The organism is Okeania sp. SIO3I5, from assembly GCF_010672085.1.
Lineage (GTDB): Bacteria > Cyanobacteriota > Cyanobacteriia > Cyanobacteriales > Microcoleaceae > Trichodesmium.
The window spans coordinates 8,589-25,323 of the sequence record NZ_JAAHHT010000138.1; the positions used below are offsets into that span (position 1 = coordinate 8,589).

7 protein-coding genes are annotated in these 16,735 nt (G+C 34.6%); 6 read left to right on the top strand and 1 reads right to left on the bottom strand.

Features of this window, described 5'->3' with window-relative positions; genetic code table 11:
* The first annotated feature begins 1,089 nt into the window (after window positions 1-1,089).
* From F6K40_RS25585 to F6K40_RS25610, 6 genes are all read left to right on the top strand, one after another.
* Window positions 1,090-2,775: a serine/threonine-protein kinase gene (locus F6K40_RS25585; protein WP_293139917.1), complete on the top strand. Its 1,686-nt coding sequence runs from the start codon at window positions 1,090-1,092 to the stop codon at window positions 2,773-2,775.
* Window positions 2,776-4,304: 1,529 nt separating this feature from the next.
* Window positions 4,305-5,483, top strand: a complete 1,179-nt coding sequence (locus F6K40_RS25590; RefSeq protein WP_293139918.1) for a tetratricopeptide repeat protein — start codon at window positions 4,305-4,307, stop codon at window positions 5,481-5,483.
* A gap of 620 nt (window positions 5,484-6,103) precedes the next feature.
* Window positions 6,104-6,667 carry a hypothetical protein gene (locus F6K40_RS25595; protein WP_293139919.1) on the top strand — a complete coding sequence of 188 codons (564 nt, stop codon included), beginning with the start codon at window positions 6,104-6,106 and terminating at the stop codon, window positions 6,665-6,667.
* Between the two features lie 75 nt (window positions 6,668-6,742).
* Window positions 6,743-10,168 (top strand): CHAT domain-containing protein, encoded by a 3,426-nt coding sequence (locus F6K40_RS25600; RefSeq protein ID WP_293139920.1) that lies wholly within the window; start codon window positions 6,743-6,745, stop codon window positions 10,166-10,168.
* Between the two features lie 315 nt (window positions 10,169-10,483).
* A complete protein-coding gene (locus F6K40_RS25605) occupies window positions 10,484-11,569 on the top strand; it encodes an RNA-guided endonuclease InsQ/TnpB family protein (RefSeq protein WP_293139921.1) in 1,086 nt (361 codons plus the stop codon).
* Window positions 11,570-12,710: 1,141 nt separating this feature from the next.
* Window positions 12,711-13,217 (top strand): calcium-binding protein, encoded by a 507-nt coding sequence (locus F6K40_RS25610; RefSeq protein WP_293139922.1) that lies wholly within the window; start codon window positions 12,711-12,713, stop codon window positions 13,215-13,217.
* 874 nt (window positions 13,218-14,091) lie between these two features.
* Here the strand turns inward: F6K40_RS25610 and F6K40_RS25615 are convergent.
* Window positions 14,092-14,829: a DUF928 domain-containing protein gene (locus F6K40_RS25615; RefSeq protein WP_293139923.1), complete on the bottom strand. Its 738-nt coding sequence runs from the start codon at window positions 14,827-14,829 to the stop codon at window positions 14,092-14,094.
* Between the last annotated feature and the right edge of the window lie 1,906 nt (window positions 14,830-16,735).

The window sequence follows — 16,735 nt, forward strand, 5'->3', positions numbered from 1 at the left end:
TCTGAAAGTTTTGAGCCGATAAAATCTGGTTTTTGAGTTTATAAATTTTGACTTTTAACTGCTGTAGTTGCTCAAATTCCTTATTCCACAAATTGGCAAAAAAATTTTACAAATAATGTCAAACTTGAGATGTGAAAGAATTTTCCAAAATTACTGTAGTCTGAAAGTTGGGGGTGGATAAAATCTGATTTTTAACTTTTGACTGCTGTAGTTTCTCTAATTTCCTATTCCACAAATTGGCAAAAAAAATTTTACAAATAATGTCAAACTTGAGATGTGAAAGAATTTCGCAAAATTACTGTAGTCTGAAAGTTGGGAGTGGATAAAATCTGATTTTTAACTTTTGACTTTTGACTTTTAACTTCCGTAGTTGCTCAAATTCCCTATTCCACAAATTTGACAAAAAAATTTTACAAATAATGTCAAATTTGAGATGTGAAAGAATTTTCCAAAATTACTGTAGTCTGAAAGTTTTGAGCCGATAAAATCTGGTTTTTGAGTTTATAAATTTTGACTTTTAACTGCTGTAGTTGCTCAAATTCCTTATTCCACAAATTGGCAAAAAAATTTTACAAATAATGTCAAACTTGAGATGTGAAAGAATTTTCCAAAATTACTGTAGTCTGAAAGTTGGGAGTGGATAAAATCTGATTTTTAACTTTTGACTGCTGTAGTTTCTCTAATTTCCTATTCCACAAATTGGCAAAAAAAATTTTACAAATAATGTCAAACTTGAGATGTGAAAGAATTTTCCAAAATTACTGTAGTCTGAAAGTTGGGAGTGGATAAAATCTGATTTTTAACTTTTGACTGCTGTAGTTTCTCTAATTTCCTAAATTACTTTAGTCTGAAAGTTGGGAGTGGATAAAATCTGGTTTTTGACTTTTGACTTTTGACTTTTAACTTCCGTAGTTGCTCAAATTCCCTATTCCACAAATTTGACAAAATAATTTTACAAATCATGTCAAACTTTAGATGCAAAATAATTTCCCAAAATTACTGTAGTCTGAAATTTTTGAGTGGATAAAATCTGATTTTTAACTTTTAACTTTTGACTTTTAACTTCCGTGAAACGGTACTCCCTATATTATGAATTACTGTATCAATCCTCAATGTAACAATCGTCAAAATCCAGAAGAGCTTGATTTTTGTCAAGCTTGCGGTAATACATTGTTGATTGAAAATCGCTATCGTATTATTCGACCTTTGCGACAACCACAACCTGCACATCCCACAGAAATTTTTGAAGTAGAAGATTGGGGAACGGGTTTAGAAGATTGGGGAAGTTTGAAAGTTTTAAAAGTTTTGAAATATGACAATAATCCCGATTTAGTTCGATTATTCAAACAAGAAGCAAGAGTATTAATGTGGTTGCGTCATCCTGGAATTCCGAGAGTTGAACCGGATGGTTATTTTACAGTTTCACCTCATAAAAGTTCTAAACAACTACATTGTTTAGTAATGGAAAAAATTGAAGGAGAAAATTTAGAGCAGTGGTTGATTAATCATGGGAAAATTTATCAAGATGAAGCTTTAGATTGGTTACAACAAATTACGGAAATTCTAGATATGCTTCACAGTCAAAACTTACTTCATCGAGATTTAAAACCTTCTAATTTAATTTTGAGACCAAATGGGCAATTAACCGTAATTGATTTTGGCACAATTGGAGTAGGAGATTGGGGAACAACAAAAATCGGTTCGTTAGGATATGCTGCACCAGAACAAATGACTGGAGAAGCTGTTTTACAATCTGATTTTTTTGCATTAGGTCGTACCTTTGTTCATTTACTTACAGGTCAGTCTCCCATGAATTTTCCAACTGACAGAAAAACTGGCAAAATTATTTGGAGAAATTATGCTCCTCAAGTTTCGCCTTTACTGGCAGATTTTATTGATGAGTTAATGAAACCTCTTCCACAACAGCGACCTAAACATACACGATTTATTCTGAAAAAATCTAAAGAATTATCAGAAAAAATTGCTGAACAGACTAGCTCGCCAAAACAAGTTAAGGTTAATTTGCAGTTTTTCCTTTTCATGTTAATTGGATTTATGGGATTAGGTTTTCTTGTGCCAAAAGTTCCTCTTTTCATCCGAACTTATATTTTTCCAACCATTGACAAAAATCTCACAAATATTGGATTTGAACAGTATCTAAATAGTAATTTAGGCAGCGCTCAATTTTATTATCAACTTGCTCTAAAATTTAATCCTGAAAATGCAGCTTCTTATCTACAGTTAGGATTAATTTGTGAAAATAGGCAAGATTTTGGTTGTGCTAAAACTGAATATCAACAGGCAATAGATTCTGCGGTTTACCGAAATAATCATTATGTAAAAGTTGCAGCAATTAATAATTTATCCCGTCTCCAAATTTGGTTAGATGGAAATAGTCAAATAGCAATTAAAAATCTGACTCTCGGTTTACAAATTATGTCTGAAATACAGCAAAAATATCCTGGGAATTTAACTCAAGGAATAGAATCAAACTTACATAAAAATCTAGGTTGGGCTTATTTTCAGAAATTAAATTACTCTCAAGCTAAATCTCATTTAAAAAAAGCTATTAAACTAAATTATGAAAATGCTCCAGCACAATGTCTATTAGCACAGGTACTTGAGCAAATTCCTACAGATATAGACAGTTTAAAAAAAGTCAGGCAAAATTGTATAGATATTAAATCTACTCAAAATCCTGAAACTAACACATGGAAAAATTTAGTCCGTCAACGTTTACAAAGTAGGGAGTATTCATTAATGGATAATGGATAATGGATAATTACCTCTTGAGCGAGTTATTGAGTTAAAAAATACCAAGGGTATAGATATGAAAATTCAGAATTTTTTGCCTCTATGTAGTTATTTTAGTTTTGACCATTTTTTGAATTCTAAATTTGCGCATTCATTCAAAGTTCAAAAATTTTGATTATAACTGAATTTCAAGAATTGTTGAATTAAAGATTCAAACCTCGTTCTTCAGAACTCGAAAAAATCAAAAATATTTTCCTTATTTCAAGGCTATGACTTGAGGCAGAGGAGATAATGAGGGAATTAATAATGTTGAATTTTGAATTGATTTGACTCCATTCAACCAGATAATTCAATTACAAAATTATATTAGATTGCCAGCAGCTCATCCTATTACTCAAATTAATTAATTTTCTAATTGAGCAAGTTATTGAGTTGAAAAATACCAAGGGTATAGATATGAAAATTCAGAATTTTTTGCCTCTATTTAGTTATTTTAGTTTTAACCCCAGTCAACCAGATAATTAAATTACAAAATCATATTAGATTACCAGCAGCTCATCCTATTACTCAAATTAATTAATTTTCTAATTGAGCGAGTTATTGAGTTGAAAAATGCCAAGGGTATAGATATGAAAATTCAGAATTTTTTGCCTCTATTTAGTTATTTTAGTTTTGACCATTTTTTGAATTCTAAATTCGCGCATTCAAAGTTCAAAAATTTTGATTATAACTGAATTTCAAGAATTGTTGAATTAAAGATTCAAACCTCGTTCTTCAGAACTCGAAAAAATCAAAAATATTTTCCTTATCTCAAGGCTATGACTTTAGGCAGAAGAGATAATCAGGGAATTAATAATTTTGAATTTTGAATTTTGAATTGATTTGACTCCATTCAACCAGATAATTCAATTACAAAATCATATTAGATTGCCAGCAGCTCATCCTATTACTCAAATTAATTAATTTGTAATTAATTTTCTAATTGAGTGAGTTATTGAATTGAAAAATACCAAGGGTATAGATATGAAAATTCAGAATTTTTTGCCTCTATTTAGTTATTTTAGTTTTGACCATTTTTTGAATTCTAAATTCGCGCATTCAAAGTTCAAAAATTTTGATTATAACTGAATTTCAAGAATTGTTGAATTAAAGATTCAAACCTCATTCTTCAGAACTCGAAAAAATCAAAAATATTTTCCTTATTTCAAGGCTATGACTTTAGGCAGAAGAGATAATCAGGGAATTAATAATTTTGAATTTTGAACTTTGAATTGATTTGACTCCAGTCAACCAGATAATTCAATTACAAAATCATATTAGATTAAAGCAGCTAATGCTACTACTCAAGTTAATAAATATCCAATTGGGCGAATTATTTAATTGGTATAACGTAAAATTCAAACGTAAAATTCAGCCGTCAGCTTTTAGCTCTCAACTTTTTAATAAATGAAGCTGATAGCTGACCACTAATGGATAAATTATTACTGTATAAATCCTTAGCAATACAAAAATAAAACCTACTAAATTTGAAAATTATCAAGGCTATAGATATGAAAATTCAGAACTTTTTAACTCTATTAGTTCTTTTATTTTTTACTCCAGTAAAACAGATGATTAACTTACAAAATTATATGAGATTTGCACCAGCTAATGCTATTACTCAAGTTAATAAATCTCCTGTTGGTCGAATTATTGAAGCAGATGGAAAAGTATTTTTAAAGCGTCAAAACTGGTCAGAATATTATCCAGCTTTTGTCGGAACAGAACTATATGCAACCGATAAAATTAAACTTACATCTCAAGCAAATTTAATGGCAATTTGTTATGCCAACTGGAAAACTTGGAGTGTACCAAAAAATACTATATCTCAAACAATGGATGGCTGTTTACAAGCTAAATCACAATGTGTTGAAACCCCAGATGGATGTGTTCCTCTTGATGCTACTCGTGGGATTAATCAAGTAGCAATTACTGATAAAATTCCCTATCTTATTAGTCCACGCCACACTTTATTATTACCAGATAAACCCTTAATTTTACGTTGGAATCCTGTGGCAGGTTCAACTCGTTATACTGTTAGAATTAAAAGTCCGTCAGAATATATTTGGGAAACGGAAGTTAGTGAAAATCAAGTAATTTATTCTGGGGAATTGCCTTTAAAAACGGGTGTCCGATATACAGTAATTGTTCATGCTGATACTGAGGTTTCTTCTCTTGACGAAAAATCGCCTTTTTCTAAACAAGATTATTTGGGAATAGGATTTGCTTTAATTTCACAATCCCAACAACAAGAAATTTTTGCAAAAAGTGAGGAACTTACTCAAAAATTAGACGGTGAAGCACGGGTACTAAGTATTGCTGAACTTTATCAACAAAATAGTTTGAATGGAGAAGCGATCGCTATCTTAGAATCTTTTGTAGAGTCAGGAAATTATACGGCAGCCATTTATCAAATGTTGGGTGAAATATATCAACAGATTCAATTACCTGAGTTAGCCAAAGATTACTATTTAGAATCGGCAAAATTGACGGGAGTTGATGATGTTGCTGGAAGTGCAAAAGTTGAGGCAGCTTTAGGAGAAGTTTATGCAACTTTAGGTAGTAAGGAGGAAGCGATTCGTTGGTTAAAACTAGCTTTTAATAAGTATGAAAAGTTAGGAGAATTTCAACGGGGAGATGAGGTGAAATTATCACTAGAAAAATTGCAGCAGCAGTTGGCAGAAGAATAGAAGAATTTAGAATTCAGAATTCAGAATTTAGAATTTGCTGAAGCTGAACTTGATCAACAAAATGGTTTGAATGAGGAGGCGATCGCTATCTTAGAATCTTTTGTAGACCAAAGATATTTTACTTCTGCTGTTTATAGAATGTTGGGTGAAATATATCAGGAGATTCAAAAGAAGCAGGAGCGCCTAACCTCTGAACTAAAGGCAGTTTTATCTATTTTTTTCTCTCACAATATAGCGCTACCCATTAAGGGCGCGGACATTTCTAAATCCTGAGACCCTTTGACAGTTTACTATTCCCTATTCCCTATTCACGCTTCGCGTAGCGCTATATCTAATTATTAGAAAAAAATGGCGCCATAGCTCCCGTATGAAATGCTATGAGCTAACTAACCTGAAATTTTAGGGTGGAGAATGAAACAGCCCTGCCTAACTCCTACCTTTACTCATAAGATTTTTTCAGCAAACCTTAAATTAATTCTGCAATTTATATTAAATTCTAAATTCTTAGTCAAATGTAGCGAATATAACAGAACTTACTCAACTAAAATAGTAAAAACTATTTTTAGTATTAATAATATAAGTATACTTAAAACTATAGTGCTAGGGTACAGATGAGTATTATGGAATATATTGGAACTAGAGAAGCAGCTTTTTTATTGGGTATCTGTTGTCAACGAGTCAGAGCTTTACTGGCTCAAGGTAGAATAAAAGGTGCTGATAAAGATAATAAGGGATTTTGGCAAATTCCTCTTTATGGAAAGAGAAAGATGCCTATTGTCATACCAGGCAAAAGAGGTCCTAAAGGTGTTTGGTGTCATCACAGGCGGGAGAATCCCACCAAGATGCATGTCAATCAACATTTCATTCAAGCAAATGGCAAAAGAATAAAAAAAGATCCAGAAATGACTCCTGACCAGTTGATACCAGTAATTAGTTTGAAGCAGACGAATCGTAACGATATGGGTTATCAAATCGAAATTCATGGTTCTTGTCGTATAGTTTACAAGCCTTATGCACCTTTGTCTTGTGGTGCCCATGTTTGGATTGAAACCTTTAATCCAGTGCAGTTTGTGGATACTCAATTTAATCCTTGTACTGCCAGGCTATCTTATGAAGATGCTGAAAAAATGTGGTTAGATTCCATAGCGAAAACCTCTAGGTGTGTCAACTTGACTACGGGTTAAAACCCATGGAGCCGTTTCGATCTAGCGGTTAAAACTGGCTGGTTTGCCAGAATCGCGAAAGTTTATGATGATATTATGAATAATTTATCAAAAATAGCTGCTTTGACTGGAGTAACTATTTTAAATTTCCCGTTAATGACTCTTGCCCAAATTATTCCGGCGTCTGATGGAACGGGAACAGTTGTCATGCCTACATCTCAAACCCCAAATTCACAAACTTTTGATATTGGGGGTGGGAGTCGTTCGGCAGATCGAGCTAATTTATTCCACAGTTTTGAACAGTTTAATTTGAACACTGGGCAAAGTGTTAATTTTATTTCAACTCCAGAAACACAGAATATTTTGACAAGGGTTAGGGGAGGAAATATTTCTCAGATTGATGGAATGATTCGAGTGACTGGAAGTAATGCCAATTTATTTTTGATGAATCCTGCGGGAATAATTTTTGGTTCCAATGCTCGTTTAGATTTACCTACTTCGTTTTTCGCCACAACATCAACTGGAATTGGTTTCGGAAATAGTGTCAATGGTTTTCCTTCCTCTCGTTTTGATGCCTTTGCACCAAACAACTACTCAGAATTAGTCGGTTCTCCTAGTGGGTTTATTTTTTCTGGAGCATTCGGCACAATTATCAATCAGGGAAATTTAACAGTCAGAGACGGACAAAGTATTGGATTAGCAGGAAATTATGTTGTGAATTTAGGAATGCTTGATGCTCCTAACGGTAATGTTAATACTGTAATAGCGGCGGAAAATAGTTGGGTTCAGATTAGGCAAAATGGAAATCTGTTGAATTTAGAAGTACCAACTCAGACAATTTTGGAAAATCCAGGTTTACCAATCGTAGCTTTACCAGAAATTCTCACGGGTGGAACTCAAGAACACGCAACAAATGTTCGGGTTGCAGAAAATGGTACGATTCAGCTTACCAATTCGGAGAATGAAAATATAGATGTACGCCGAAGTAGAATTGCTTCTGAAACTGTAGAAACTTATAACAATAATGATGGAGTTTCGTTTTTGCCTCCTCCTTCAGGGGAAAATTTATCTAGGGAGTCGGTAAGAGTTATTCATAGTTCCGAATCTGTTTTATTCAGACAATCTCTTTCCTTAAACAGGTCTCGGAATCAGTCTAATAACAGGACTAATATTCCAGAAACTAAGTCTATTAATGTGGAATTTCCAAATCCTTCTACCAGGCAAGACTCCAATAGTCGTTCGACACGAACCAGAAATTCGAGAGAAAATTCAGGATTGGCAAATTCTAGCTTTGAGTCAGAAAATGGTTCATTGAGACAACCTCCTCAAGTAGAATTTCCAAATCGTTCTACCAGGCAAAACTCCAATAGTCGTTCAACACGAACCAGAAATTCGAGAGAAAATTCAGGATTGGCAAATTCTAGCTTTGAGTCAGAAAATGGTTCATTGAGACAACCTCCTCAAGTAGAATTTCCAAATCGTTCTGCCTGGCAAAACTCCAATAGTCGTTCAACACGAACCAGAAATTCGAGAGAAAATTCAGGATTGGCAAATTCTAGCTTGGAGTCAGAAAATGGTTCATCAAGACAACCTCCTCAAGTAGAAGTTCAAAATCGTTCTGCCTGGCAAAACTCCAATAGTCGTTCAACACGAACCAGAAATTCGAGAGAAAATTCAGGATTGGCAAATTCTAGCTTTGAGTCAGAAAATGGTTCATTGAGACAACCTCCTCAAGTAGAATTTCCAAATCGTTCTACCAGGCAAAACTCCAATAGTCGTTCAACACGAACCAGAAATTCGAGAGAAAATTCAGGATTGGCAAATTCTAGCTTTGAGTCAGAAAATATTTCATTGAAACAATCTCACGGCCGAGAAGTTCAAAATCGTTCTGCCTGGCAAAACTCCAATAGTCGTTCAACACGAACCAGAAATTCGAGAGAAAATTCAGGATTGGCAAATTCTAGCTTTGAGTCAGAAAATATTTCATTGAAACAATCTCATCCTCGAGAAGTTCAAAATCGTTCTGCCTGGCAAAACTCCAATAATCGTTCCGAACAAACAAAAAATCAGAGGGAAAATTCACAATTGGTAAGTTCTAGCTTTGAGTCAGAAAATGGTTCATCAAGACAACCTCCCCTCTCAGATACAGCTAATGTTCTAGAAATCAGACCTTCTCCAGTTGCACCGTTGAATAATCCTGAAATCAGATTATCCGTAGAACCAGAACCATCCTCAGCAAGAGTACCTGCCACTCAACAAAGAATTAGAATTGCTGAAACTGACTCAGAGTTGATAACCAATTATCCAGTTGTGCAGTCTCTCCCATCTACTAATACTGAACTTCCAACCACAGAAATTTTAACCGAAGCTAGTATTCGAGAAATTTTTAGTCAAATTGAGACTCAAACTCAACAAAAGCCTGCTGCGATTTACGTCATTACTCATCCAAAACAATTGACTGACCAAATTGAAGGTGTCAAAGTACAGAATTTCACAAGCGGACTAACTTTAATGTTAGTCTTGCCAGATGGTAAACCAATTGTCAAAAGTATTCCAGATGTAGAAGCGAACAAACTCCGTCGAACTGCAAAAGAATTTTATATGGAAGTCAGCGACCCCAGAACAACAGGATGGCCGGCAGCTCGCCAACTATATAAGTGGTTAATTGCTCCCCTAGAAGCCGACTTAAAAGAATCTGGTATTAATACTCTATTATTTTATTTAGATGAAGAGTTACGTTCAATTCCTTTAGCTGCCTTGTATGACGGACAAAATTTTTTGATTGAGAATTATAATTTCAGTTTAATTCCCAGTTTGAGTCTAACCAATGCCAGTTATGAGGGGCTGGAAAATGCTGAAGTTCTAGCAATGGGAATGTCGGAATTTGTAGATAAACCTACTCTACCTAGTGTTCCAACTGAAGTTTTAACTATTACAGAGAAATTATGGTCAGGGGAAGTTTTACTAAATCAATCCTTTACCCTAGAGAATCTTCAGAAAAAGCGGAGCCAACAAACATTTAAAATTATTCATCTGGCTACTCATGCTAACTTCTCTCTCGAAAATCCTCCCTACATTCAGCTTTGGGATCGAAAGTTACCTCTGAAAGAACTCCGAGATTTAAAATGGTATAAACAACCCCAGGTAGAGTTGTTGGTTTTGAGTGCCTGTGAAACAGGTTTAGGCAATACCCTAGAAACTGAAATGGGATTTGCCGGGTTAGCTCATCAAGCTGGAGTCAAGTCGGCTTTAGCTAGTTTGTGGCAAGTGAGTGATGTAGGAACATTAGGGTTAATGGTTGAATTCTATCGTAATTTAAAGTCAAGTTCGATTAAAGCAGAAGCTTTGAGGCAGGCACAGTTGGCTTTATTGCGTGGAAAAGTTGAGGTTAAAGCAGATTTGCTCTACTCGACTCGGGGAAATGCCTCAGTTTCTAATACTTTAGCCCTTCGTTTAGAGACAGAAGATTTATCTCATCCTTATTATTGGGCTAGTTTTACTATGATTGGTAGTCCCTGGTAGAGGGAGATAGGGAGATGGGGAGTTAAAACTTAGTTGACAAGTTGCCTCATTATGCGATACAATGCGCTAGTTGATGTAACAGATAAGGTAGTGAAATTTGTCAAACCACTCTTAAGCTGCTGAGATATTAGGAGTTGATGTGCCCACGTTGGTCAAAGTGGTCAAATAAATTCCATAAAAACTCCATCGGGACAAAGGCGCTATGATATTGACCCTTATATAAATAAAAAGTACACCTGCAGTTGCTAGAAAAACGATAGTCGGCTTTACAGGCTCAGGAAATATAAAACTCAAACACAGCTAGGACTCAGAAATATGCACAAGTCAATCAGGACAAAACTGAAACTTAATAATAAACAGAAAACTCTGATGGCTCAACACGCAGGTTATAGCAGATGGTGTTACAATTGGGGGTTAAGCTTGTGGAATGCTGCTTACAGAGGTGGTTATAAACCAAATGCTCGTAAGCTAAGAGAGGTTTTTACCAATCACACAAAACCTATGCATCCCTGGATGAAAAACTTGTCCTCTAGGGTCTATCAATATGCTTTTATCAATTTAGGTGAAGCGTTCAAGAGGTTTTTTCAAGGGTTGGGTAAACACCCAAGGTTCAAGAAGAAAGGTAAACATGATTCCTTCACAATTGATAATTGTGGAAAACCAATAGAATTAAATGGATGGAATCATAAATTACCTTTTATTGGTTGGGTAAAAACTTATGAACCTATTGAAGCAACAACTAAAAAAATCACCATTAGTAGACAGGCAGGAAATTGGTACTTAAGTTATAGCTATGAATTTACTCCTAATTCAACAGAAAAGACGACTGAAGTTGTAGGTGTTGATTTAGGTGTAAAAACCTTAGCAACTTTAAGCACGGGAGTTATTTTTGAAGGTGCTAAATCTTACAGGAAATTAGAAAACAAGCTCTCTAATTTACAATACCTTAACCGCAATAAAATTATTGGTTCAGCTAACTGGAAAAAGGCGCAACTTAAAATTGCCAAGCTACACACAAAGGTAGCTAATATCCGTAAAGACGTGCTTCATAAATTGACAACTTACCTAGCTAAAAACCACAGCGTTGTTGCCATAGAAGATTTGAATGTTAGCGGTATGTTAGCTAACCATAAGTTAGCGAAATCAATTGCAGATCAAGGGTTTTATGAATTTAGGCGACAGCTTGAGTACAAAACTCACTGGTATGGCTCTGAATTAGTAGTAGTTGATAGATTCTTTCCATCATCAAAAACTTGCTCGAACTGCGGTCATGTCCAAGATATGCCACTAAACCTTAGAACTTATAACTGCCCCGATTGCGGGATATCTATAGACCGTGATTTGAACGCAAGTATAAATTTGAGAGATGCGGTCGGCTTGACCGTGAATGCTTGTGGATGAGTAACCGCCGACGGCCTCAGTTGAAGCAGGAAGTAAACAGTATAATGTCACATTATGACGTTTTATATCGGTTTTATGAAGCAGACCATCAAATATTCAGGAAATTTCCCCAGGAGTAATACTAGAAACATTTTCATCTTGTAAAGCTTCCGAGAAATATATGGTTGTTTTTGCCTCATCAAATTTTCCATCTATCCCTCCTCAGTAGAAAACCAGAAACATTTTCATTCTCTGAGAGCTACCTAAAAAATTCGCGCGTCAAAGGATTTTCTGTTGCATCATCAAAACAAATGTGATACCATAAAAACCATGGGGGGAATTCGCCCATATACATGATTTTTTATTCAACAGAAGTTCCTTGCTAAGAGGCCATCAAATATTCAGGAATATTGCCCAGGAGCAATACCAGAAACATTTTCATCTTGTGAAGCTTCCCTACTCCCCAACAACGATACTCTAGAAACTGAATTTAGTATTCAGATAGGAGGAGCCTTCGGATGTGAGACGTACACTCAGAAGTTATCCCTGAACGAGTTTGAGCCTTGATAAATCTCCTTATCTCCATCTATTATCACAAAAGTGAAAAAAAGTATCTTCTACACCCCAAGAATATAAGCTGTAACACTTGCATCAAGTAACTTTGAGAAATTATCTATAAACTTAGAGAAAAAATTTTTTCTCCAAACACTTGACATCTAAATTTTATCCAGCTACTATATAGATAACTTAAGTGAGAAACTTGAGAGGGACAGAAAAATTTAATAACTCTCAAATCTTAGTAGGGCAATATAGCGCTACGCGCAATTCAAAATTCAAAATTCAAAATTCAAAAGTAATCCCTGACTGAGTTTGAGAATTTATAAACGTCCTAACCTATTTGCGTAGTGCTATACTCTGTTAAATTTCTAACTCAATATTCGCGATCATTTCTTTTCTCAAACAAGTAATTTTTACCAATGATACCAACCAAATCCAGTTATTACCTTATAGTAACTTAAATATTAAAATCCTTACCCAATCAGGATTTTGACTTTTTTGAAGATTTCTTGAATAAAGCAGATTTGGTATGATTCATTCCCAGAGTTAGAGTTGCGATCGCACAAAAGCGTAAACCACAATATCAAATGGAGACAAATCAATTATGAACGAAGAATTTCAGTCATTTCGTGGCAGAAGAGGATCTGGTTTTGGAAGACGAGGATTTTTAAATAACTTAAACCAAATACAAGGCACTGAAGAAGATGATAATCTAACTGGTACACCAGAAAACGATGGGATTTTTGGTGATACAGGAAACGACATATTAACAGGAGATGCAGGAAACGATTTCATCAATGGTGGTGATGGCAATGATATATTAACAGGTGGCCTAGGAGTAGATCGACTTCGTGGTGGTGATGGACAAGATACTTTTGTTTTCAACACCAGCAGTGAAGTTGATTGGGTTTCAGACTTCATTGTTGGAGAGGATATCCTACAGTTATCTGCAGATTTTGGTGTTACTGCAGAACAAGCTGTTAGTCAGGTCTCTACCATTGCATTACCTTTTATGGATAATCGCTTTTTATCTATTCTTAACCTAGGTGACGATACACTTGTAATCAAACATGAAGGTGATTTGACATCTGATAGTTTCCAAATCCTTTAATTTGGGAAGTTTTTAGTAGTGAATTGGTGTTGCTTATTAGGTAATGCTCTTAAGTATTTATGAATTGTATAACTATACTTTTTTCATAGATATTTAAGACAAAAGCATTACAAATTCAGCAACACCAGTAATTTCCATAGTGTTGGATCAAGGTTTAATAACTCCAAAATCTTAGTTTGGTACAATACATTCACGATTTTTTATTGGGAAGCTCTATCTATACAGAAAATACAAATTCACTGCTACACAAACAGGAGCAAATAATTTTGTGTAGCAATTTTTTTTCATAAACTATCAGTCAGTCGGGAAAAAGTATGTGCATCACTATAGGTAAAATAGCGATCGCTAGATCGAGTTGAACAAAAATGTCGGTAGAACTCCCCACCTAAAAATACGATCAGGACACCTTTATGTGAGGTGGGGATGAATACCTTGCAAAAAAATATATATATTAAGACATCCTCGTGGTTTGACGTTGGTGATGAAAATCCCAACTAGAAATTTAACTTCTGAGTTCTGAGTTCTGACTTCTTTAATTGGGGCTTGCTGATTAAATATGAAAGCATTGACAGGCAAAGGTTGTAGCATTTTTTAGTCCTTAAAAAGTACCAGCTTTTTGAGCTTTTACCGCCAAAAAGCCAGTATTTTGCGGTAATTATGGCAGAAAAATTGTCCCTCAATTTTTCCGACTATCTCCTCTAAAATTCCCATTTCTCCTGACTCCTGACTCCTGACTCCTGACTCCTCCCCTCACTCATAAGACTTTTTCAGCAACCCCTAATTGGTTGATCGACTTTTTTGATTTTTCTGGTTGGCAAATGTTGAATTATTTATAGTTCTGCATAGAAATTCTAGGATATTTTCAAGTAACTATCTATTCATCTGCAGGTTGCTTTAATGGCTCTGTAGACACTTCATTTAAACCTACAGAATCTAGTAAATTTTGCCACTGCGAAGTAAATTTTACATTGTTTGGATCGGAAAGAATTTGTTCTGCCAAAGTAACCAGTGCTTCATACCATATACCAGCTTCTGAATAAATTAACCAGCGATCGCTCTCTGGAGTTTGCTGTAATTTTTTTGTCAAATCTGCACTTGGATTAATTCTTTGAATTGAGCCTTCGACTTCACGAATAGAACTTTCACAGATTAAGCGGAATGTCCAGTTATAATTTGTACCTACTTTTAGTTCTGATTGATCGGTAGGAATTTTTATACCTATAATTCCTTGACTATTAATTACCTGACTATTCAATGGTGATACATAGTCTTCATAAACCACTTTTTGACTAGAATCTTTTAAGATAAACTCTCCACCTACAGCTGTATTTTCTGGTACATAAATAAATATTGTTGGATGTGATGCTAGGGTTAATTCTAGCTTGTTATTTGTCTTAGGAATTAAAGGAGTTAGAGGTTTTTGATCTTTATAAAAGCAGTCACCTCGTGTTGCTCCACCTTCACTATTTTCTGTACCTTTATTTGTCCGTGGAGTAACATTTGCAGATGTACTTCTTGATAAGGAAATAGTAGATAATCCCAGAAATAAGAATGTCAAAACCAGAGTTTTGAGCGTCAGGGAAGATAGTAATTTTTTTTGATAAATATTCATAGTTGGATAAGGTTTGTATTTTTTCTAATTATAGTTTGCTTGGCAGGTATTTTCCCTAAAAATTAGAAAATTTTTATTTGACTTTTAGCCTATTCATTTTAATTTTTAGGATTGAGAGGTGAACATAGACAATAGGAGCATTTATTGACATTACGATTATATATCGTAGTTATATGTGGGTTATGCAGAAAATATTTTCAGAATATGGAAAAAGCCGAATAGTGGGGGGTTTCAGAGAATTTTTGGCAGGAGAGTAAACGATCGTCTATTTTCAGAGCTTATCTGGAAATCCCATAGTCGATTAAACGGCAAATTGTGCTAGTAAGTAGACTCTTAGAAAATATTGTTATATTTTTTATCAAAATTGATAAGATACACAAGTTTTAGATTTTAGGGAGTAGGGATGGATGGAAGAGAAAAAAATACTTTATCTTATTAAGGCTCTAAATTACTATATACCAATCTGATCAAAGAGTAAATGACTCCTGTCTGTAATTATATGGAAGGGAAGAGAGAATAGGGTATAGGTTATTTAGCAAAAATCTTCATTAAAATCAAATTATCTTAAACTACTGAACTAAATTTATCTATATTAGACATCTCCAAGCAAAGAGAGAGTAAGGAGCAGGGAGTAGGGAGAAATAATTGATGATTTCTATGGGATGATTGATTTTATTTTTGATTATTGGAGATGTCTAATTAGATATCTTCAACAAATAAAGAAACTTTTTCTGAAATCCTTGTAGGGAAGTTTCATTGAACGCCTTTTAATCCCTACATTCTTTTTCAAAGGAGCATTAACATTCCCATTTTTAAGATATCTACAATGATAACAAACATGAGTCCGGGTTAATAAAGACTTTTTCAGTATCTTACCCCAATTATACCGTTTCTCATGCATGAATGCTATGTTTGATTGGGTGGGGAAGTTTGGGACGTGTGGGGAGAGGTTAAAAGTAGGAAAAATCTATACTAACTCATCTTAAATTGTTAAAAACAGACTTTGAGTATTGGTAACTATTGAGGTGTTGAAGTATAGCATTACTTTCAGTAATTGGTATTAGAGCAATTTTGACCTAATTTTTTGGTTAATAGCCTCTCCTTGGATAAGGGATAAAAAAGCGGTCTTTAAGGAAGTTTCCCGTAGGGTGGGATGGATGGGTTATCTAATACCAATTTCATAAACTTGAGCTACTTACGTTGGAAGTAGTCAGTAGTCAGTAGTCAGTAGTCAGGAGGTAAGTTTAACAATTAATAATGAATAATTAATAATTAATAATTACCTCTCCTTGAAACTGATAGGATTGACTAATCATGAAAATTTTTATTTATTATCCCCTATCCAAGGGGAGGCTTTAAACCAAAATTTTTCGGTGAGTAGCCTTACTTTTTGAATTTGGTATAACCAGATCCAATCTCCCCTCGATAAATAAACTTTAGTATTTTAATCCCAATGCTTCATTTGGAGGTACTGATAATTGATAACTGAAATAACTGGTATTATGGGAGGCTAATAGATAAAGATAGAATATTTTTAGTCAGATTTAAAACCGCCAGGCGCGTTTTTAATCGCCACTTTAAAAAGACGGTAGTTTTAACTTCTTGAATATTTTTGGTAAATAATTAGACTTCTTGCAGAAGTCAGGGAATAGGGAATAGGGAATAGGGAATAGGGAAAATTGTTTATTTCATGTCTTAAATTGATGTAATTAAAAATTTGGCAAGATGTCTATTGATTTTTAGTTAATTAAGAATTATTTTTGGTAGTCCTGCATAGTAATGGCGAAGACTAAATACATAAGTTTTGTAATTTCTTCCCACACCTCCCACACCTCCCACACCTCCCACACCTCCCACACCTCCCACACCTCCCACACCTCCCACACCTCCCACACCTCCCACACCA